Raw genomic sequence first — 20,739 nt, 5'->3', positions numbered from 1 at the left:
CCGTCACTGAGCGGTGTCGGAGGGGGGTGGGGAGGAAGGCGAGGGCGACGAGAACGACTGGGGGGACGAGGCGCCGGGGGCGGACGGGGCCGAGGGGGGATGGGCGTCGGGGCGCCGGGGCGCGAGCGTGACCAGGTACGCGTCGAGCGCCTCGGGCCGGGCCACCGGCGCCACCAGCCCCACGTACCCGTCCGGCCGGACGAGCCGCAGGTCGCCGGGGCGGCCGAACAGCCGGGCCTCGGCGGCGTCGGCGGGGGTGACGGGCAGCAGCCGGAGGGGGACGGGGCCGCGCCGGCACCGTTCCTCCAGCGAGCGCCGTACGGCCGGGTCGGCGGCCCGCGCCGCGTCGACGAGCAGTGTCCACGCGTCGTACCGCAGCAGCGTGTGCAGCCGTACGGGCCCCGCGGCCGGCCCGCCCGACCGCACCCGGATGTCGGGCATCCGGTCGCCGGCCCGGGGGCCGCGCTCCCGGACGAGTCCGGGCGTGGAGCGCTGCCAGGACAGGGCGCTGTGGCGGTGGTTGCGGCCGAGGTCGCTCAGCTGACGGTCGAGCCGGCGCTGGAAGCCGCGCAGGGCGAGCACGACGGGCACGGTGGCGGAGAAGGCCCGGTAGCCCAGTGGAGGCAGCGGCAGTTCCATGAAGTTGAGCCGCATCTCGCGGACGTAGCGCACGGCGAGGGCCCGCTGTTCGGTGTCGTACGTGTCGAGGATCCGGTCGTCGGCCTCGCCGCGGTGCACGGCGGCCAGCTTCCAGGCGAGGTTGTGCGCCCCGAGCATGCCCACGTTCATGCCGTGGCCGCCGACGGGCGCCCAGGCGTGCGCGGCGTCCCCGGCGAGCAGTCCGCGGCCGTGCCGCAGCCGGGTGGCGATCCGGTCGCTGAACCGGGCGCGGTTCAGCCAGGGCCGCTCGGGGGGTGTGAGGCGCAGCCGCGGCATCCGCGCGGTGTCGGCCACCAGGTCGCGCAGTTCGTCCAGGGTGGGCGGCGCGGTCAGCGCGGGGTCGGGGTCGTCGCGGAAGCAGAAGAAGCGGTACGCCCCGTCGGGCAGCGGGAAGGCGAGGAGGGAGCGGCGCGGGGCCAGGAAGATGTGCCCGTGGCCCTGCTGTTCGCCGAGAGGCCATTCGGGGTGCGCGTTGCCCTGGACGACCTGGAGCCCGGTGCGCCGCCGGCCCTCGAAGGGGATGCCCAGCCGGTCGCGGACCACGCTCGCGGTGCCCTCGCAGCCGACGATCCAGGCGGCGGTGCCCGACTCTGCGGTGCCGTCGGGCCGGGTCAGGGTGAACTCGGCCCGGTCCTCGTGCACCTTGACGTCCGTGACCTCGGTGTCCCACTCGACCTCGGTGCCGCGGCCGGCCAGTTCCGCGCACAACAGCCGCTCGATGTCGTGCTGCTCGATGTTGACGGGGCGGTTGTGCGCGGAGCGGTGCCAGCCGGTGGTCAGCTCCCCGAGCCGCCGGCCGCGCCCGTGGATGGTGACCCGGGCCAGTTCCACCGCGTTGCGGCGCAGGATCCCGGCGACCCCGAGGGAGTCCAGGGCCTCGAGCGCCCGCGGCCAGAGGACGAGGGCGCGCGCCTCACGCTTGGCGGCCGGGGCGCGGTCGACGATCCGCACCCCGAGCCCGAGCCCGCGCAGGGCGATCGCCAGGGTGAGGCCGACCGGCCCCGCTCCGACCACACACACGTCCACATCCGGCATACGGCCCACTTCCCCACAGCGACAGCGACGGCGGCCTATGGCGTGCCGGACGGATCCGGCGTGGTCCGGCCGTCCGGCATTTCCCCAGGGTGCGCGTGGATGATCACCGTTCGCCAGGGCGTACGGCCCGGCGCGGGAAGCATTCGACCTGCCGATATGACTCGGTGTGCATCAGGTGTGCTGTTTGAGTGACGGCTCGCGGCTAAGGGGGCGCGTCGCCGGATCGCGCTTTTGGGGACGCTTGAAGATCATTTTGTCGAACGTCCCTTGTGGCTCCGGCGCCCCGGCCCTAGCTTGCGAAACCGCACCACACCGCGAAAGGCCGCGACCAGCGCGCCGACCAGCGGTGATCCGCAACAATCAGGGGGAAGTCATGTCCGCTCCACAGCCGCAGCCCGGCGCCCCGGCCCGCTCCAGATCCGCCGCCGCGATCGGCTGGGTGCTCACGATCGGCCTCAACATCTTCGCGCCCATCCTCACGTACAACACGCTCACGGACCATGGCTGGACCGAGTTCTCGGCCCTGCTCCTGAGCGGGGCGTGGCCGGTCCTCGACACCGTCATCAGTCTCGTCTGGCACCGCAAGCTCGACGAGTTCGCCATCGTCACCCTGATCTTCCTCGCCCTCACGGCCGTCGTCTCGCTCGTGGGCGCCCACTCCGCCCGCGCCCTGATCGTCAAGGACTCCGCCGTGACCGGACTGTCCGGCGCGGTCTTCCTCGGCAGTCTGCTCGCGTCCAAGCCGATGATGTTCTACTTCGGCCGCCGGTTCGCCACCGACGGCACGCCCGAGGGTGCCGCCTGGTGGAACGGGCTGTGGCGGTTCGAGGGCTTCCGGGCCGTCATGCGGCGCATGACCGTCGTGTGGGGTGTCGCCTACGTCGTCGAGGCGATCGTCCGCATCGTCCTGTCGTACCTGCTCTCCATCGACACGATGGTGGTCGTCAGTCCCTTCCTCATCTACGGCACCCTCGGCCTGCTCGCCCTGTGGACCATCCGCACCGCCAAGCGCTCCCGCGCCGACGGTGACGCCCGGATGGCGGCCGCCGCGGCGGTCGCGGAGAGCGCGCCGGCCGCCGGTCCCGACCCGGCCGGAGCCTGACCCCGCCGCCGGGCCCGCCGCCGGGTGGCTCCTTCCTCGGCGCCGGTTCACCCGGTGGCCCGCCCGGCGGTGGTCCGCCACCCTCGCCCTACCTGTCCTTTATGTCTCGTATAGGGTGATTCGGTAAGTAGCGCGGAATGCGCCCCTCGGGGCCCGGTCGATGCGTAGGTCGATGCGTTGGACACTCACCAGTCGCCGAGCAGCGCGCCGCCGCCCGGGGCGGCGCTCGGGTACGCGGGCGTGCTCAACGACCTGCTGCCCATCGCGCTGTGGCGCGAGGACACCCACGGCCGGATCGTCGAATGGTCGCTGGCCGCCCAGGACCTGCTCGGATTCCGCCCCGAGGAGGCCCTCGGCCAGGCGGCGGGCACGCTGCTCGTCCCGCCCGCCAACCGGGGCCTCGCCGACGAACTGACCCGCAAGGTCCACGCCGGCGAGACCGTGGTCGGCACCCTCCCCGTCCTGCGCCGCGACGGGCACCCGATCACCATGGAGATGTGGATCGTGCCCGCCGCCGACCCGGAGGGCCGCCCCGGCGCCATGCTCATCGCCTTCGAGACCTCCCAAGTCCTCACGATGCGCGAATCCCTCGCCACCCTCGAATCCCTCTTCACCCAGTCGCCCATCGGACTCGCCACTCTCGGCCTCGACCTGCGCTTCGTCCGCGTCAACGACGCCCTCGCCCGGATGAACGGCGTCGCGCGCTCCGCCCACGTCGGCCGCCGGCTCTCCCAGGTCCTGCCGGGCGTCAACGCCGGCGCCCTCGAAAACCTCATGCGTGGCGTCCTCGACAGCGGCACCGCCGTCGTCGACGCCCGCCGGGTCGGCCGTACCCCCGCCGACCCCGAGCACGACCACATCTGGTCCAGCTCCTACGCCCCGCTGCGCGACCACACCGGTCACGCCCTCGGTCTCATCGCCTCCGTCATCGACATCACCGACAGCCAGCAGGCGCACATCGAGATGGAACGCGCCCGGCACCGCTTCAGCCTGCTCGCGGAGGCCGGCGAACGCATCGGCACCACCCTCGACCTGCGGCAGACCGCCGAGGAAGTGGTGTCCTTCCTCGTTCCGCAGCTCGCCGACTCCGCCGACCTCCAGCTCCTCGAAGCGATCCTGGAGCCCGACGAGTCCACCGCCGCCACCCGCAACGTCCTGCGCCGCCTCGCCGGATCCTTCCCCGATCCGGGCGCCCCCGTGCAGCCGCTCGCCGTCGGCCGCACCTTCCAGATCCCGTACGACTCCGTGTACGAGCGGGTCATCACCGACGCCCGTGCCATGGACCTGCACCGCGCGGACATCCCCGCCCTCGTTCGCGATCCCCGGCTCGACACCCTCCGCGGATACCTCGCCACCCGAATCGGCTCCGCCCGGCTCATCCCGCTCGTCGCCCGCGGCACGGTGCTCGGCACCGTCACCGTCACCCGGCTGCGCACCCGCGAGCCCTTCGACGACGAGGAACGCGTCCTCATCGACGAGGTCGTGGCCCGTGCCGCCCTCAACATCGACAACGCCCGCCTCTACACCACCCAGCGCCAGGCCGCCCGCACCCTCCAGCGCAGCCTCACCAACAACGCGCTGCCCAAGGTCCCCGGCCTGGAACTCACCGGCCGCTACCTCCCCGCCAGCGTCCACGACGTCGGCGGCGACTGGTTCGACGTGGTCGCCCTGCCCGGCGGCCGCACCGGCCTCGTCATCGGCGACGTCATGGGCCACGGCATCCACGCGGCGGCCGTCATGGGCCAGCTGCGCACCGCCGTCCGCGCCCTGGCCCGGCACGACATCCCGCCGACGCACATGCTGCGCTCCCTCGACGCGGTCGTCGCCGACCTGGGCGAGGACGAGATGGCGACCTGCGTGTACGCCGTCCACGACCCGGCCTGCGCCGGCTGGACCATCGCCCGGGCCGGTCATCCGCCGCCCGCCGTCGTCACCCCGGACGGCACCGTCACCTTCCTCGACGGCCCGCCGGGCACGCCGCTCGGCACCGGAGCGCACGAGTTCGGTACGGAGGAGGTGGCCCTGCCCGCGGGCGGGCTGCTCGTCCTCTACACGGACGGTCTCATCGAGTCCCGCGAGCGCGACCTCGACCAGGGCATGGCCCGGATCGCCCGCACACTGAGCGATCCGGCCCGTCCCCTGGACGCCCTGTGCGCGGGCCTGCTGGCCGGACTGCCCGAGGGCCCGGGGCAGGACGACGTGGCCATGCTGCTCGCCCGTACGACGACCGACGCGCCGCGCACGCCGGAGTGACGGTCCGCGCGCCGGCGGAACGGTCGGTCAGGGCGCCGGGGGACCGGTAGGTCAAGGGGCCGGGTCAGGTGTCCGTGGGGCGGGTGCCGTGCTCCAGGATGTCCTTCAGATGCTGTTCGTTGCGCGGCATCTCCTTGCGGGCCGCGGGCCGGACGACCAGCGGCGCGATCACCTTGCCGAGGCCGTGACTCTCGAAGCCGACGGAGAGCGTCAGCCGCGAGCGAGCGCCGCCGTCGAGCGGTTCGACGGTGCCCCGGACGTCGCCGCGCACCGGCCCGTCGACGCCGCGGAGGTGCCAGCTGTGCGGCGGGTCCGCTTCCGTCATCCGCATGGTCGTGGTGACATCCCGCTTCCCCAGGTGACGGGTGATCGTGGCCTGCGAGCCCACGCTGCCGGGGGTGCCCCGCGTCGTACGGGCCGTGACCACGCTCTCCTGCCACTCGGCCAGATGAGCGGGATCGGTCACGTACGAGAAGACCTCGTCGGGGCGGCGGGAGATGTCGACGGAGGCGTCGATCCTGGACATGTCGCCTCCTTGCTGTGCGTGAGGAGGGAGGGTTCCTTTCTCATCGTCCCACGCGCGCCCGGTGCAGGTCCCGCAGCAGCGCGATCTCCGCGCCGTGATGCAGAAGCTCCTGGTTCAGCCACCAGACGACGTCCATGAACACGTCCTCCGGGTCGCTGCCGTGCGGGTAACTGCTGTAGCCCACCGTGTCCAGATCGGTGTCGCTCACCGTCGTCAGCATCGCGCGCCAGGCCGCCGAAGCGGCGGCGAACGCCGTCACGGCCGAGTCGGCGTCCCCGTGCACGCGCACGTCGTCCCGGGTGCGCGTACGGCTGCCGGCGGTGTGGTCCGTCCGCAGCTCGAACATCTCGATCAGATGGCTCAGCCGCCAGGCGATCGTGGTGAACGGCGCCGGCTCGGGATGCGGCGGCGGCGTCGCGTCCCGGCCCCAGTCGCCCGTACGGTCGCCGGTCAGCAGCGTGGCCCGGGGCCCCGGACCGCTCGTGCGCCGGCGCACCGACCAGCAGCCGGGTGCCGGCTCCCACCGGTACTCCTCGTCGGTCAGCCCGGCGACCGGGACCTCGATCCCGTTCCCGCTGTCCCGTACCGGCCCGGTCAGCCGGTTCAGCAGCCGCTCGCGCGCGAAGTCGAACTGCGCGAGGAGCGGGACGAGTCGGGGCGGGGTCACCATGGCGCATCCTATGGAGAAGGGAAAGGAAGGAGAGCGGGGCAGGTCAGCGCCGCAGGTGCTTGAGGGTGAACTCGGGGTCGGCGTACGGGCCGGCCTGCGGCGCGGTCACGTCGACCGGGAGATCCGACCCGGGGATGCCGGCGGAGTGGAGTTCGGCGTCGTCGACAGGGGTGTACGCCAGCTCCGAGGGGTCGGGAAGTTCCCAGAAACGGCGGGTGTTGGCCGAGACGGCGTAGACCGTGGCGAAGCGGGTGGTGGGCGGCGCGGCCAGCGCGGCCCGGATGTAGCCGACGGCGTCACGCGGGCTCAGCCACGTCGACAGATGCCGGGGCTCGGTCGGGACGCGCTCGAAGCTGCCGATGCGCAGACAGATCACGGACAGCCCGAACTTGTCGGCGTACAGCTGTCCGAGCGCCTCGACGGCCACCTTGCTCACCCCGTAGAGGCCGTCGGGACGCACCGGCTCCCGCGGGCCGGTGGGATGTCCGGCGGGGTGGAAGCCGGTCACCCGGTTGCTGCTCGCCACCACCACGCGCGCGATCCCGAGCCGCCGCGCCGCCTCCAGGACGTGGTGGGTGCCCAGCACGTTGGCTTCGAGCAGCTCCGGCAGGGGCGCCTCGTCGGGCACGCCGCCCAGGTGGAGCACCCGGTCGACACCCGCGAGGGCCGACTCCACCGCGTCGGCGTCCCGCAGGTCCACCGTGCGCACGTCCTCGTTCTCGGTCTCCGGAGTGAGCGGTACGCGGTCGAGCAGGACCAGCCGGTCCGCCTCGTGCCGCAACGCCTCCCGCACCGCGGAACCGATCGTGCCCGCGGCTCCTGTCACCGCCACCGTTCCCAGACTCACCGGACCCCCTCGTATCGATGCCACCCGCATCTTCGCGTCCCACTGATCCACTCATCAAGACGGTGGGGAAACGAAGTGACCGGGTCCGGAGGTTCCTTGAGGGCCTGGCGGGGGATCGGCCGTGTCGCGGAGGCACAGCGGTCCGACTCGGTAGTCGGTCTCGGTCGTCAGTCACAGCAGCCGCCGCGGTCACAGCGGGACGACGGTCACCTCGGTCGCCTTCACGCCCGTCCACACCGGCGTGCCGTCCGCGAGACCCAGGTCGGCGGCCGCCTGCGGGGTGATCTCGGCGACCAGCGGCGGCACCCGGTCCGAGGTGACCAGGACCCGCAGCCGGCTGCCGCTCGCGGTGATCTCCCGTACGGTGCCCGGCCAGACGTTACGGGGGCTGCCACCCGGCCGTTCGCGGTGCACGGCCACCGCCTCGGGCGGGATGACCGCCAGCGCCGCCGCCCCGGCCGGCAGCGGTTCGGCGGCCACCAGCGTGCCGCCGTCGGCGAGTGCCAGCCCGTCGCCGGTCGCCGTGCCCGGCCAGGCGTTGCGGCCCAGCATCCGGGCCACCCACGGCGAGCGCGGATGCCGGGTGACCTCGGCGGGCGAGGCGTCCTGGAGCGCCCGCCCGTCCTCCAGGACGAGCACCCGGTCGGCGAGCGACACCGCCTCGACCGGGTCGTGGGTGACGATCAGACAGACCCCGCCGAACCCGGCGAGATGCCCGCGCAGGGCGTGCCGTACCTGCGCGCGGGTGGTCTGGTCGAGGGCGGCCAGCGGCTCGTCGAGCAGCAGCAGCCGGGGGCGGGCGGCCAGCGCCCGGGCCAGCGCGACCCGCTGGGCCTGCCCGCCGGACAGCTGCGCCGGACGTCGTTCGGCGAGCGCGCCGACGCCGAGCCGGTCCAGCCACATCCGGGCCGCACGCCGGGCCTCGGCGCGCGGCACCCCGCGGGCCCGCAGGCCGTACGCGGTGTTGGCGAGCGCCGTCAGACGCGGGAACAGCGCGCCGTCCTGCGGCACCCACGCCACCTGCCGGCGGTGCGGCGGCAGCGCGGTGACGTCGGTGTCCCCGAGGGAGAGGGCGGCATGGGCGCGCGGAGTCAGCCCGAGCAGGGCGCGCAGCAGGGTGGTCTTCCCGGCGCCGTTGGGGCCGACGACGGCGATCGTGGTGCCGGGCTCGGCGTCCAGGACGAGCCGGACGAAGCCGTCGACCTCGGCGTGCAGCGCCCAGCGTCCCGCGGCCTCCTGCTCCGGAGCAGGGTCCGGGTCCGGGGCCGGGGCAGTGTCCGGCAGGGGTACGGCTCCGACCCCGGCGCCCGCCGGGTCCCCGGGCACGTCGGCCGCGCCGGGGGTCCCGGGGGTCGCCCGGCCCGACCGGGGAGCCGCGGCGAAGCGTCCGCGCAGCGCGACCAGCACCGTCATCGCGATGACGAGCAACAGCAGCGAGACCGAGGTCGCCGCCTCCGGGTCGTCCTGCAGCAGCAGATAGACCTCCAGCGGCAGCGTCTGGGTGGTGCCCGGCAGGTTGCCCGCGAAGGTGATCGTGGCCCCGAACTCGCCGAGCGCCCGCGCCCAGGTCAGCGCCGCGCCCGCGAGCAGCCCGGGCGCCACCATCGGCAGCGTCACCGTCCCGAACACCCGCAGCGGCGAGGCGCCCAGCGACGCCGCCGTCTCCTCGTACCGGGGGCGCAGTCCGGCGAGCGCGCCCTCCAGGCTGATCACCAGAAACGGCATGGCCACGAACGTCGCGGAGAGCACCGCGCCGGAGGTGTGGAAGGGCAGGATGATGCCGAAGGTGTCCTCCAGCCAGGGTCCGAGCAGTCCGCGCCGCCCGAAGGCGAGCAGCAGCGCCACGCCGCCGACGGTGGGCGGCAGGACCATCGGGAGCAGCACCAGACTGCGGACGAACGCCTTGCCCCGGAACGGCACCCGCGCCAGGAGCCACGCCAGCGGCACCCCGAGCAGCAGGGACAGCCCGAGCGCCCAGAACGAGACGACCAGCGACAGCTTCAGCGCCTCGACCGTGCCCGGCCGGCTCAGGTGCGTCCCGATCTCGCCCCATTCGGTGCGGGCGAGGATGCCGGCGAGCGGCAGCAGCAGGAGGGCGACCGCGAGCAGCGCGGGGACGGCGAGGGCGAGGGGGGTACGGGGCCGGTTCGGCATCGCGCGCGGTTCCTACGGCTGCTGGAAGCCGGCGTCCCGGAGGATCTTCTGCGCCTCCGGGGTGCTCAGCCACGCCACGAACGCGGCGGCGTCCTTGGCGTTCGGCGACTGCTTCAGGGCGGCGGCCGGGTAGGCGGCGACGGCGTTCTGCGCGTCGGGGATGGCGACGGCGTCGACCTTGCCGGCCGCGCTCTGGGCGTCGCTCTTGTAGACGAGGCCGGCGTCGGCCTCGCCCAGCTGGACCTTGCTGAGCACGGCGCGCACGCTCGGCTCCAGGGACACCGGCTTCACGGTGTTTTTCTGGGCGTCGAGGACCTTCCGGCTGTACTTGCCGGCGGGCACCTCGGGCGCGGCGAGGACGACCTTGAGCTTCGGGTCGGCGAGGTCCTTCAGGGCGGCGACCTTGTGCGGGTTGCCCGGGACCGTGGCGATGACGAGCCGGTTCTTCGCGATGACCGACGGGGTCTCGGTGTCCGCCTTGACCTTGTCCATGCTCGCCGTGTCGGCGGTGACCAGGACATCGGCGGGCGAGCCCTGGGCGACCTGCGCGACCAGTTCCTGCGAGCCCGCGAAGGAGAAGGTGATCTTCGTACCGGGGTGGGCCTTCTCGTAGGCGGCGCCCGCGGTCTTGAAGACGTCGGTCAGGGAGGCCGCGGCGAGGACCGTCATCTTCACCGAACGGTTCCCGCCGGCCGCGTCACCGCCGTCCTTGCCGCCGTCACCCGCGTCGGAACCGCCGCCGGAGCAGGCCGCCAGCGGCAGCAGCAGTCCGGCCGTCACGGCCGCGACGAGGGCACGGCGCCCGGGGCGCGCGGAGAAGAGGGACGACATGGGCGGGACTCCTCGGGATGACGGGACGAAGGCGGCGCGGGACGAAGGCGGCGCGGGACGAGGGCGGCGCGGGACGGCCGGTGCGCGGGGCGACCGCGGGGGAGGGGGCTCAGGCGCGGTCGATGTGTACGTTGGTCGACTTCACCCGGGCGGTCGCGCGCACGCCGACCTCCAGGCCCAGCTCCTCCACCGCCTCGCGGGTGAGCAGCGAGACGAGCCGGTGCGGGCCCGCCTGGATCTCGACCTGGGCGGCGATGTCACCGAGCTTGACCGCCGTGACGATGCCGGGGAACGCGTTGCGGGCCGAGGTGTACGGCTCCTCCTCGTCCCCCGCGCCGCCCGTGGCGGCGCTGCGCGCGATCTCGACGGAGAAGGCGGCGAGGTCGCGGCCGTCGATCAGCCGGCGGCCGCTCTCGTCGCGGTGGGTGGGCACCCGTCCGGCGTCGGCCCAGCGCCGCGCCGTGTCCGCGCTCACGCCCAGCAGACGCGCGGCCTGCCCGATGGTGTAGGACTGCATGTGCGTCACATTAGGCCGAACGTGATCTCATCTGCAATCCACTTGGCATCTTGTACCTGGCATCTGCGGGTCACCCGCGCGGCTGCCCCGGCTCTCCCGCCCGCTCCGCCCGGTCGTCCGCCGGGCCGGCCCCGCGGCCCACCGCCTCGACCAGCGGCAGCAGCCGGTGCGCCACCCGCTCGCGGAGCGCGATCTCGGTCCGCGTACGGACCACGCCGGGCAGCTGGATCAGCCGCTGGATCACGTCCTCCAGATGACCCGCGTCCCGCGCCACCACCCGGGTCAGCAGATCGCCGCCGCCCGTGATCGAGAACGCCTCCACGATCTCGGGGACCGCCGCCAGCGCGTCCCCGACGTCGACCAGATGCCCCTGGGTGACCTCGATGTGCACGAACGCGAGCACCGGGTGCCCCAGCGCGGCCGGGGACAGCACCGGCCCCGTCGCCGTGATCACCCCGTCCCGCTCCAGCCGGTCGATCCGCGCCTGCACCGTGCCCCGGGCCACCCCGAGGATCCGCGCGTACTCCCGGACGCTGGTCCGCGGCTGCTCGATCAGCAGGCGCAGGATGCGAGTGTCCAGTGTGTCCACCGCCATGGTCCGTTGGCTCCCTTCTGGCCGTACCGACAACGGATCGACTGTACCAATGGCCCAGTCATCCGAGCCTCGGTTGAGCCGTCGTACGCAGGGATGCTTTCCTTTCGGAAGAGTTGGACAGAAGGCGCCGCGCAAGCGCCGGACCGGCGAGGACGCCGGATCCCGGACCGCGGCGCCTTCGTCGTGTCCACGGCCCGGCCGGTCCGGACGGGCTTCGAGTCCATCCACGGCGAAAGAGGGTGCGTGTACGGAAGCGGGGGCGGAACGACCGTCATGAAGAAGGCAGTATCGGCCTGCGGCGGCGCGCTGCGCCGGATGTGCGTGGCACCCGACCCGGGCCGGGTGCGGCTGCGCGTGGCCACCCGCGCCGTCGTCGGCATCGGCCTGGCGGTCACGCTCACCGGACTGGCCGGGTTCTCCCTGGTGGCCTCCCTCACCGCGGGCCTCGCCGCGCTGCTCGCCCTGTTCACCGTGGGCGACTCCACCGTCCGCGGCCAGGCCGTCACCACCGCCCTGCTGCCGCTCGCCGGCTTCCCCGTGCTCGCCCTCGCGGCCTCGCTGCACGACCTGCCGGTCCCGCGCGACCTGTCCTGGCTGCTCGTCGTCTTCGCCGGCGTGTACGCGCGCCGCTGGGGACCGCGCGGCCACGCGCTCGGGATCTTCGCCTTCATGCAGTTCTTCGTCACCCAGTTCCTGCACGCGCTGCCCGCGCAGCTGCCGGAGCTGTACGCGGCCGTGCTCCTGGCGCTCGCCGCGGCCGGCGCCGTCCGCTTCGGCGTCTGGTGCGTCGAACGGCGCGTCCCGCCGCCCGCCGCGCCCGCGCCGCTGCCCGGCACCGGCCTCGCCCGGCCCACCACCCGGCAGGCGTTCCAGGCCACGGCCGCCTGTGCCGTGGCCCTCGTCGCCGGACACCTGGTGTCCCCCGAGCGCTGGTACTGGGCCGTGGCCACCGCCTGGTGGATCTTCGTCAACACCGCCTCGCGCGGCGAGACCCTGGTCCGCGGTTTCCGCCGGGTCCTCGGCACGGTCACCGGCATCGTCGCCGGACTGCTCGTCGCGCTCCCGGTCGGCGGCGCGCCCGCCCCGACGGCCGTCCTCGTCGCCGTGTGCGTCTTCGGCCTCTTCTACACCGCCCCGCTCTCGTACAGCTGGATGATGTTCTTCGTCACCGTCCTGGCCTCCCTCCTGTACGGGCTGCTCGGCGTCCTGCACCCGGACCTGCTGCTGCTCCGCTTCGAGGAGACCGCGGCCGGCGCGCTCGGCGCCGCCGTCGGCCTGGTCCTGCTGCCGGTGACCACCCACGCGGCCACCAACGCCTGGATCCAGCGCGCCGTCGCCTGTGTGCACGCCTGCACCACGGCCGCCGCCCGCCGGCTCGCGGGCGACCCGGACGCCGACCCGGCCGTCCACGCCGCCGCCCTCGACCTGTTGCTGGCCCGCGCCCGGCTCACCCTCGCCCCGCTGGTCCACCCGCTGAGCCCGCTGCGCGCCCGCAAGGCCCGGGCCCGCCGGGTGCTCGCCCTGCTCGACGACTGCGCCCGCGAGATCCGGGGCCTCGCCGCGGTCGCGGCCGACCCGGACGCCTCCCACGACGCCCGCCTCGCGGCCGCCGCCCGGCGCGTCGAGGACGCCGTCCACGCGCTCGTCCCGGTCGTCGCGCCGCGCCGCCCCGTCGCCAAGGCGGCCGGGGTGCCCGCGCACCACCCGGGCGCGGAGGCGGCCCTCGCCCACCTGCACGGCCTCGAACGCGCCCTCGTCGATCTGGCCACGCCGCTGCGCACCGCCCCGAGCGCCCCGCTGATCCCGGCCGCCTGACGCCGCCTGACGCCACCCGGCCCACCCCGCAGCCCCGCAGCCGTACGGACTTGGTCTAGACCGCCTGCTAACGTCGGCCGGGCGACGGCCGGTCCGCCCGGACCGGCCGCACCGGACAGGGGAGGGGCGTCGTGGACGGCATGCGGGCGGAGCGGGACGGTACGGAGCAGGGGCGGGCCGGCGGCCGGGATGCCGGGGGCACGCGGGCGTTCATCGGGTCGTTCACCGCGGCCGGCGGCCCCGGGGTGCTCGCCGCCACCGTCGCGCCGGGCAGCGGCGCCCTGACGCTCACCGGGGCGAGCGACGCCGTCGCCGACCCCTCGTTCCTCGCGCTCGACGGGGACGTGCTGTACGCCGTCTCCGAGGCCGACCCGGGCGCCGTGGCCGTCTTCGGCGTCACCGGCCCCGCGCCCCGGCCGCTCGGCGCCCCCGTCCCCGTCGACGCCGCCGGGCCCACCCACCTCGCGCTCGTGGGCGGCTTCCTGCTCACCGCGAACTACACCTCCGGCAGCGTCACCTCGCTCGCCCGCACCGCCGACGGCCGCCTCGGCCCGGTCGCCGACCAGGCGCGCCACCACGGCTCGGGCCCGGTCGCCGACCGGCAGCGGGGCCCGCACGCCCACCAGGTGCTGCCCGACCCCACCGGCCGCTGGGTGCTCGCCGTCGACCTCGGTACGGACTCCGTCACCGTGAGCGTCCTCGACCCCGCCACCGGCGCGCTGCGCCCGCACGGCACCACCGTCCTGCGCCCCGGCACCGGTCCCCGGCACCTCGCCTTCCATCCGGCCGGTACGCACGCGTACGTCCTGAACGAGCTGGAGCCCACGCTCACCGTCTGCCGCTGGGACGCCGAGGCCGGGGTCCTCACCCCGCTCGGCGAGACCCGAGTCGTCCCCGAGGACGCCACCGGGCCCGACTACCCCTCCGAGGTCGTCGTCGCCCCCGACGGCCGTCACCTGTGGGCCGCCGTCCGCGGCGCCGACACCCTCGCCGTCCTCGCCCTGGAGACCGGCGGCGACACCGCCCGGCTGGTCGCCTCCGTACCGTGCGGCGGCCGCTGGCCCCGCGACCTCGCGCTCGCGCCCTCCGGCCGGCACCTGTACGTGGCCAACGAGCGTTCCGGCGACGTCACCTGGTTCACCGTCGACGCCGCGACCGGCCTGCCCGCCCGCGCCGGATCGGTGCCCGCCCCCGCCGCCTCCTGCGTCGTCTTCGGCTGACCCGAGCGTCCGGCAGCACGCGGGAAAGCGAAGGGGCCCGTACCGGAGTGCGTCCGGTACGGGCCCGTCCCGTCACGACCCTGGGGTCAGCGGGCCGGCGTCCCCTGCTGCTGCGGCGTGATGCCCAGCGTGGCCATGTACTGCGAGAGCGCCAGCCGGCCGATCGCCGGGTACGCGCCCAGCGGCTCGGCCGCCGCGCAGTCCGCTTCCTTCGCGGCCACGTCGAGCAGCCCCTCGGCCAGCTCGGGACCGATCAGGTACGGGGCGAGCGCCAGCTGCTCCGCGCCGGCGTTGCGCAGCTGCTCGGCGATCGCGGCGATGGAACCCTCCTGGTCCAGCGCCGCCGCCATCACCGGCACCGCCAGGCGGGCCGCGAGCAGCATGCCGGTGATCCCGGCGGCCTGCACGGCCTCCTCGCCGCCGACCGTGGCCAGGATGATGCCGTCGGCCGCCGTGGCGACCGTGAACAGCCGGGCGCGGTCGGCGCGGGCCAGACCGGCCTCGGACAGCCGGACGTGCAGGGCCTCGGCGAGCAGCGGGTGCGGGCCGAGCACCTCGGTCAGTTCGGCGGTGTTGCCGGAGTCCATGACGGCCTGGCGGACCAGGCGCATCAGCGCGCTGTCGGGCCCCGCGAGCAGCGGGACCACGATGGCGGCCGGGCCCTCGGGGGCGGCGACCTCGCGGCCGGCGGCCACGGCGATCTCGTACCGCTGGGTGCGCAGCGCGTCCGCGTTCGTCAGGACGGTGGACAGGGTGGGGTACGCGTCGTCGTCACCGTCCAGGTAACCGACCACGGCCTCCAGGCCGGGCAGCTCCGAGCGGGTGATGCTCAGGACCTCCTCGGCCAGCGAGCGTATGGCGGGCGTCGGCGTGCCGGGAACGGCGAGAACCAGCGCGGGAGCGCCCTCGGGCGCCGCCACGGGTTCAGGGCGACGGTGCCGCCCGGACTGGCGGGGACGCGGCATTCGTACGGGCAGGCCGGGAGTAGGCCCAGTGGGGGAGCTCATGTCGCCGCATGCTACTGGTTTTGACCATCGGTCCGTTCGGCGAGGGTACGAGCGGGCGTCATCTGTCCCCCTATGTCCGAAACGATCGACGGACCGCCGTTCACCTGGTGAGTTGCAGCAGGAGCGGATCCTCCGGCAGCCGCAGCGCGTCCGCCGCGAGGGCGGCCGCGAGGGTCACCGCACCCGTCAGCGGGTCGCCCGAGGCGGGGACTTCGCGCGCCTGGGGGAGGAGCGTCTCCAAGTCCGCGCGCAGCGGCCCGAGGAGCGGTGCGCCCATCCGGAACAGTCCGCCCGTCAGCGCGACTTCCGCCGCGGTGCCGGCGGGGCAGACGGCCTCCGCGGCCTCCGCGATCCGCCGGGCGGCCCGCGTCAGGATCCCGGTCGCCACCGGGTCGTCCGCACCGGCGCAGGCCGCGACGTCCGGGGCGAAGGAGGCGAGGACGGCGGGCCGGTCCGTACGCGGGTAGAGCACTCCGGGGATCCCGGCCGCCGGGCCGAACCGCCGCTCGGCGTACGCCAGCAGCGCGGCCGAACCACCGCGCCGGCCGTCGTACGCGCGCATCGCGGCCTCGAGTCCGGCCCGCCCGATCCACGCGCCGCTGCCGCAGTCGCCGAGCAGATGCCCCCAGCCGTCGGCCCGGCGCCAGCCGGACAGATCGGTGCCGAGCGCGATGAGGCCGGTGCCGCCGGCGACCACCGCGCCGGGCCGCTGTCCGAGCGCCCCGGCGTACGCGGTGACGGCGTCGGCCGCGAGCGCGAGCCGGCGCACGCCCCAGGCCCGGGCGAGCGCCTCGGGCAGTTCGGCCCGCAGCCGGTCGCCGAGGGTCGCCATGCCGGCCGCCCCGACGGCGACGGCCTCGACCGGACCGTCACCCGCCCGCCGCCGCATCGCGTCGACGGCCGGAATCAGCCGTTCCAGCAGGTGTCCGGCGTCGATCCCGCCCGCCCCGGTGCGCACCGGCTCCGCCGAGGCCGTCGTCTCCACGGTCTCGGCGGAGTCGTCCCGCCGGACCGCGAGCGCGATCCGCAGTCCGGAGCCGCCGGAGTCGACCCCGACGACGAGACCGGGGCGGCCGGGCGGCGCCGGGGGGACGGGGGACGCCGGGGACGTCACGGCAACTGCCAGTCCACCGGCTGGGAACCCTGCCGGAGCAGCAGGTCGTTGGCGCGGCTGAACGGCCGGGAGCCGAAGAAGCCGCGGTCCGCCGACATCGGCGAGGGGTGCGAGGACTCGATGGCCGGCAGGTCGCCGAGCAGTGGCCGCAGATTGCGGGCGTCGCGGCCCCACAGGATCGACACCAGCGGCTTGCCGCGCGCGGCGAGGGCCCGGATGGCCTGCTCGGTGACCGCTTCCCAGCCCTTGTCGCGGTGCGCGCCGGGCTTGCGCGGGGCCGTGGTGAGCGCCCTGTTGAGAAGCAGGACGCCCTGCCGGGTCCACGGCGTCAGGTCACCGTTCGAGGGCCGCGGATGGCCCAGGTCGCGGTGCATCTCCAGGAAGATGTTGTCCAGGCTCGGCGGCACCGGACGCACGTCCGGGGCCACCGAGAAGCTCAGGCCCACGGCGTGCCCGGGCGTGGGATAGGGGTCCTGGCCGACGATGAGGACCCTCACCTCGTCGAAGGGCTGCTGGAACGCCCGCAGGACGTTCGCCCCCGACGGCAGGTAGGTACGCCCCGCGGCGATCTCCTGCCGGAGGAAGTCGCCCATCGCGGCGATGTTTTCGGCCACCGGCGCGAGCGCGTGCGCCCACCCGGCCTCGACGATTTCGTTCAACGGTCGTGCTGCCACGGCGTCACTCTACTGGCGCAGTACGACAGTCACGCCCGACGGAGCGGAGTCCCGTCCCGGCGGGCGGCCGTCGGAACGGTCAGCCGAGGACCGCGGCCCGTACGCACAGCACGTCCGGCAGGTGCTCGCCGAGCAGCTGCCAGCTGTCGCCGTCGTCGGCGCTCGCGTACACCTCGCCGTTGCGGTTGCCGAAGTAGAGGCCCGCCGGATCGGCCCCGTCGGCGCACATCGCGTCGCGCAGCACCGTGCCGTAGTGGTCGCCCTCCGGCAGACCCCGGGTGAGCGGCTCCCAGGTCGCCCCGGCGTCGGAGGTCCGGTAGACGCGGCAGCGCCGGCCGGCCGGGACCCGGTCGATGTCGGCGTTGATGGGGAACACGTAGGCGGTGTCCGGCCGGTGGGGGTGGGCGACGACGGCGAAGCCGAAGTCGGAGGGGAGTCCGTCGCCGATGGATGTCCACGCGGTGCCGCCGTCGTCGCTGCGGAACACGCCCCAGTGGTTCTGCAGATAGAGCCGGTCCAGGTCGCCGGCGTCCTGCGCGACCTTGTGCACGCACTGCCCGAACTCGGGGTACTGGTCCGGCAGGAAGACCGCCGACACCCCCCGGTTGGCGGGATCCCAGCTCGCGCCGCCGTCGCGGGACCGGAAGACACCGGCCGCGGACACCGCCACCGTCACCGCGTCGGGGTCGCGCGCGTCGGTCACCACGGTGTGCACCGCCTCGCCGCCTCCGCCCGGCACCCACTGGTCGCGGGTGGGGTGTTCCCACAGGGGGCGTACGAGCTCGAAGGACTCGCCGCCGTCCGCCGACCGGAAGAGCGCGGCCGGCTCGGTCCCCGCGTACACGACGTCGGGGGAGTGGGCGGGCGCCGGGTGCAGCTGCCACACCCGTTCCACCGAGGCCCCGGTGTCCTCGGGGAATCCGACCGCCGGACTGGGCGGTTCGGTCCAGGTCGCGCCCAGGTCGTCGGAGTGGAAGACGGAGGGACCGAAGTGCGCGCTGTCGCCGCCGACGAGGATCCGGGGGCGGGCGCGGCGGGTGTCGATCCCGATCGAATAGATCGCCTGGGCGTTGAAATGCGGTGCGTCGAACGCACTCCACCGGCCGTTCTGCCGGCGGGCGGTGAACAGACCCTTACGGGTTCCCACGGTCAGTAGCACGTCGGTCATGCCGACACCTCCAGGACGCCGTTGTCGCGGATACGGGCCAGTCTGCACCGCACCGCGGACAACAGCGTCCGGGAGCCGCCGCGCCCCTGGTCAGGGGCGTGTTGCCGGACTCAGATGGCCCAGGAGTACGGGGCCGGGGCGGGGATCTCGGCGCCCAGCTCGCGGGCCGCGCGGCGCGGCCACGAGGCGTCCCGCAGCAGCTCGCGGCCGAGCAGCACGGCGTCCGCCTCCCCGTTGGCGAGGATCTTCTCGGCCTGCGCGCTCTCGGTGATCAGGCCGACGGTCGCGACCGGCATCCCGGTCTCCGCCTTGACGCGGGCGGCGAAGGGCACCTGGTAGCCGGGGCCGACCGGGATGTCGGCCGGGCCGCCGTTGCCGCCGGTGGAGACGTCGAGCAGGTCCACCCCGTGCGCGTGGAGGAGGGCGGCGAGGCGGACCGTCTCGTCGGCGGTCCAGCCCTGCTCCTCCAGCCAGTCGGTGGCGGAGATCCGGAAGAACAGCGGCAGCTCCTCGGGCCAGACGGCGCGCACGGCGTCGACGACCTCCAGGGCGAAGCGGACGCGGTTCTCGAAGGAACCGCCGTAGGCGTCGGTGCGCCGGTTGCTGTGCGGGGACAGGAACTCGCCGAGCAGATAGCCGTGGGCGCCGTGCACCTCGACCACCTGGAAGCCGGCGGCCAGCGCGCGCCGCGCCGTGTCGGCGAAGCGGGCGGTGAGCTCGTGGATCTCCGCCACCGTCAGCTCGGCCGGCACGGGGTAGCCCTCGGCGAAGGGGACGGGGCTCGGCCCGGCCGGCTGCCAGGCGAGACCGCTCTCGGGGGCGACGGGGCCGCGGCCCACCCAGGGCTGCTGGGTCGACGCCTTGCGCCCTCCGTGCCCGATCTGGATGCCGGGAACGGTGCCCTGCGCCGCCAGGAAGGAGGCGATCCGGCGCAGGCCGTCGATCTGCGCGTCGTCCCAGAGTCCGAGGTCGAAGGGGCTGATCCGGCCCTCGGGCGTGACCGCGGTCGCCTCCAGCAGGATCAGCCCGGCGCCCCCGGTGGCGCGGGACGCGTAGTGGGCGAAGTGCCAGTCGGTCGGCATGCCCGCGGCCGGGCCGGCCGGCTCCGCGCAGAACTGGCACATGGGGGCCATCCAGACCCGGTTCGGGACCGTGACGGACCGGAGGGTGTACGGCTCGAAGAGGGCGGGGACGGCGCTCATGCGGACTCCGTTTCGGGGCAGCCGGGGAGGTGACGTGCTTCGTACGATACTCGTCGTAGTACGACGTCTGTCAAACTACGAGGATCCTCGTACAATGGGGTCACCGACCCGTCCCCGAGAGCCGTGGAGCCGCAGCCGTGACGACCGCGACCAACCCCCGCGCCCTGGCCCATCCCGCGCGCGAGGAGATCCGGCTCGAAGGCGTGCTGCACGCCCTGTCCGACGCCGTACGGCTCCGGATCGTCCGGGAGATGGCCCGTGGCGGAAGCGGGGGCTTCAGCTGCTCGTACTTCGACCTCCCGGTCACCAAGTCGACCACCACGCACCACTTCCGCGTGCTGCGCGAGAGCGGCGTCATCCGGCAGACCTACCAGGGCACCGCGAAGCTCAGCTCGCTGCGCCGCGACGACCTCGACGCGCTCTTCCCCGGCCTCCTCGACGCCGTCCTCACGGCGGCGGATTCCCAGGCCGTCCGCCTCGGCGACAGCTGACCCCGGGCACGCCGACGCACCGGACGGCCCGGGCATGACCGGCCGGCCGGTGCGTACGGCGGTGTGCGGCTAGAGCGACCGCATCCGTTCGATCTCCGCCGTCTGCTGGGCGATCACGTCGTTCGCCATCTCCTCCACCAGCACGTTGTTGCCCTGGGTCAGCAGCTCACCCGCCATCGTCAGCGCGCCCTCGTGATGCCTGATCATCAGCGACAGGAAGAGGTCGTCGAAGGCCTTGCCCCGGGCGGCCTTCAGTTCGGCGAGCTGGGCCTCGGTCGCCATGCCCGGCATGGTGTGGTGGTCGTGCCCGGTCTGCGGGCGCGGACCGCCGTTCTTCGTCAGCCAGCCCTGCATCGCGCTGATCTCCGGCCCCTGCCCCGAGGAGATGCGCTCGGCGACCTTCTTCACCTGAGGGGAGGCGGCCCGCTCCGGCACCAGCGCGGTCATGGTGAGGGCCTGCCGATGGTGCTCGATCATCATCTGTATGTACCGGAAGTCGGCGCTGTTGGGCTTCTCGTCCGGCAGCATCCGGGCCGCCTCCTCGGGGGAGACCCGCTTCGCGGGTTCGCCCGGCCTTCCGGGGGCCACCACGAGTCCGCCCGAACCCCTGGCGCTCTGCTCGGACTTGGTCGTCGCCTTCCCCTCCTCCTGTCCCGAGTCGCAGGCGGACAGGGCGAGTACGGCGACGGCGCACAGGGCCACGGCGGCGGTTCCACGGACACGGCTGATCAACAACACGACCTCCACGAGAACTTGGGCTACTCGGTCACTCGGTCACTCGGATGACGACGGTGTTGCGATGCGAGGAATTCTCATGACTTTCTTGTTGCCATCTGTTGAGATGAGCATGTCGAGGAC

General features: G+C 74.4%; 19 protein-coding genes. 5 read left to right on the top strand and 14 right to left on the bottom strand.

The features are described from left to right. Window positions 1-3: 3 nt before the first annotated feature. The gene (locus ABZ693_RS11950; RefSeq protein ID WP_359875726.1) at window positions 4-1,695 is read right to left on the bottom strand and encodes an FAD-dependent monooxygenase; all 1,692 of its coding nucleotides are present in this window, start codon (window positions 1,693-1,695) and stop codon (window positions 4-6) included. Between the two features lie 373 nt (window positions 1,696-2,068). On the opposite strand from ABZ693_RS11950, the gene ABZ693_RS11945 reads away from it, so the two are divergent. Together ABZ693_RS11945 and ABZ693_RS11940 are read left to right on the top strand one after the other, a co-directional pair. Then, the gene (locus tag ABZ693_RS11945; RefSeq protein ID WP_359875725.1) at window positions 2,069-2,797 is read left to right on the top strand and encodes a VC0807 family protein; all 729 of its coding nucleotides are present in this window, start codon (window positions 2,069-2,071) and stop codon (window positions 2,795-2,797) included. A 177-nt stretch (window positions 2,798-2,974) separates the two neighbouring features. Then, window positions 2,975-5,050: a SpoIIE family protein phosphatase gene (locus ABZ693_RS11940; protein WP_359875724.1), complete on the top strand. Its 2,076-nt coding sequence runs from the start codon at window positions 2,975-2,977 to the stop codon at window positions 5,048-5,050. 64 nt (window positions 5,051-5,114) lie between these two features. Here the strand turns inward: ABZ693_RS11940 and ABZ693_RS11935 are convergent, their stop codons facing one another. The 7 genes from ABZ693_RS11935 to ABZ693_RS11905 form a co-directional block, all read right to left on the bottom strand. Beyond that, window positions 5,115-5,576: an SRPBCC family protein gene (locus tag ABZ693_RS11935; RefSeq protein WP_359875723.1), complete on the bottom strand. Its 462-nt coding sequence runs from the start codon at window positions 5,574-5,576 to the stop codon at window positions 5,115-5,117. A gap of 40 nt (window positions 5,577-5,616) precedes the next feature. Further along, window positions 5,617-6,246 (bottom strand): DinB family protein, encoded by a 630-nt coding sequence (locus ABZ693_RS11930; RefSeq protein ID WP_359875722.1) that lies wholly within the window; start codon window positions 6,244-6,246, stop codon window positions 5,617-5,619. A gap of 43 nt (window positions 6,247-6,289) precedes the next feature. Next, complete coding sequence (locus ABZ693_RS11925) at window positions 6,290-7,093, bottom strand: NAD-dependent epimerase/dehydratase family protein (RefSeq protein ID WP_359875721.1); 804 nt, start codon at window positions 7,091-7,093, stop codon at window positions 6,290-6,292. A gap of 189 nt (window positions 7,094-7,282) precedes the next feature. After that, window positions 7,283-9,247 (bottom strand): ABC transporter permease, encoded by a 1,965-nt coding sequence (locus ABZ693_RS11920; protein ID WP_359875720.1) that lies wholly within the window; start codon window positions 9,245-9,247, stop codon window positions 7,283-7,285. Between the two features lie 12 nt (window positions 9,248-9,259). Then, window positions 9,260-10,078 (bottom strand): molybdate ABC transporter substrate-binding protein, encoded by an 819-nt coding sequence (gene modA / locus ABZ693_RS11915; RefSeq protein WP_359875719.1) that lies wholly within the window; start codon window positions 10,076-10,078, stop codon window positions 9,260-9,262. A 109-nt stretch (window positions 10,079-10,187) separates the two neighbouring features. Next, window positions 10,188-10,595, bottom strand: coding sequence for a TOBE domain-containing protein (locus ABZ693_RS11910; protein WP_359875718.1), 408 nt, complete (start codon window positions 10,593-10,595; stop codon window positions 10,188-10,190). Between the two features lie 70 nt (window positions 10,596-10,665). Then, a complete protein-coding gene (locus ABZ693_RS11905) occupies window positions 10,666-11,190 on the bottom strand; it encodes an Lrp/AsnC family transcriptional regulator (RefSeq protein ID WP_359875717.1) in 525 nt (174 codons plus the stop codon). Window positions 11,191-11,463: 273 nt separating this feature from the next. Between ABZ693_RS11905 and ABZ693_RS11900 the strand changes: the two genes are divergently transcribed. Together ABZ693_RS11900 and ABZ693_RS11895 are read left to right on the top strand one after the other, a co-directional pair. Then, complete coding sequence (locus ABZ693_RS11900) at window positions 11,464-13,005, top strand: FUSC family protein (RefSeq protein WP_359875716.1); 1,542 nt, start codon at window positions 11,464-11,466, stop codon at window positions 13,003-13,005. 140 nt (window positions 13,006-13,145) lie between these two features. Beyond that, window positions 13,146-14,225, top strand: coding sequence for a lactonase family protein (locus tag ABZ693_RS11895; RefSeq protein WP_359875797.1), 1,080 nt, complete (start codon window positions 13,146-13,148; stop codon window positions 14,223-14,225). 86 nt (window positions 14,226-14,311) lie between these two features. Here ABZ693_RS11895 and ABZ693_RS11890 read toward each other — a convergent pair whose 3' ends face one another. The 5 genes from ABZ693_RS11890 to ABZ693_RS11870 all read right to left on the bottom strand — a co-directional run bounded on the left by ABZ693_RS11890 (window position 14,312) and on the right by ABZ693_RS11870 (window position 19,390). Then, window positions 14,312-15,232, bottom strand: coding sequence for a sirohydrochlorin chelatase (locus ABZ693_RS11890; protein ID WP_359875715.1), 921 nt, complete (start codon window positions 15,230-15,232; stop codon window positions 14,312-14,314). A gap of 100 nt (window positions 15,233-15,332) precedes the next feature. After that, entirely contained in the window at window positions 15,333-16,346 is a 1,014-nt protein-coding gene (locus tag ABZ693_RS11885) for an N-acetylglucosamine kinase (protein ID WP_359875714.1), read from the bottom strand. Next, window positions 16,343-17,020, bottom strand: a complete 678-nt coding sequence (locus tag ABZ693_RS11880) for a uracil-DNA glycosylase (RefSeq protein ID WP_359875713.1) — start codon at window positions 17,018-17,020, stop codon at window positions 16,343-16,345. Before ABZ693_RS11880 ends, ABZ693_RS11885 begins: the two co-directional genes overlap by 4 nt. A 79-nt stretch (window positions 17,021-17,099) precedes the next feature. Continuing rightward, on the bottom strand, window positions 17,100-18,188 hold the full coding sequence (locus ABZ693_RS11875; RefSeq protein ID WP_359875712.1) for a WD40/YVTN/BNR-like repeat-containing protein: 1,089 nt from the start codon (window positions 18,186-18,188) through the stop codon (window positions 17,100-17,102). Between the two features lie 110 nt (window positions 18,189-18,298). Beyond that, complete coding sequence (locus ABZ693_RS11870; protein ID WP_359875711.1) at window positions 18,299-19,390, bottom strand: NADH:flavin oxidoreductase/NADH oxidase; 1,092 nt, start codon at window positions 19,388-19,390, stop codon at window positions 18,299-18,301. Between the two features lie 137 nt (window positions 19,391-19,527). On the opposite strand from ABZ693_RS11870, the gene ABZ693_RS11865 reads away from it, so the two are divergent. After that, the gene (locus ABZ693_RS11865; RefSeq protein WP_359875710.1) at window positions 19,528-19,881 is read left to right on the top strand and encodes an ArsR/SmtB family transcription factor; all 354 of its coding nucleotides are present in this window, start codon (window positions 19,528-19,530) and stop codon (window positions 19,879-19,881) included. 69 nt (window positions 19,882-19,950) lie between these two features. Here ABZ693_RS11865 and ABZ693_RS11860 read toward each other — a convergent pair whose 3' ends face one another. After that, a complete protein-coding gene (locus ABZ693_RS11860; protein ID WP_359875709.1) occupies window positions 19,951-20,616 on the bottom strand; it encodes a DUF305 domain-containing protein in 666 nt (221 codons plus the stop codon). Window positions 20,617-20,739: the final 123 nt, after the last annotated feature.

The organism is Streptomyces laurentii (assembly GCF_040635425.1).
GTDB classification, from domain to species: Bacteria; Actinomycetota; Actinomycetes; order Streptomycetales; family Streptomycetaceae; genus Streptomyces; species Streptomyces laurentii.
Note: the sequence above shows the minus strand (reverse complement) of the source record. Positions and strands in the feature narration are given on the sequence as shown.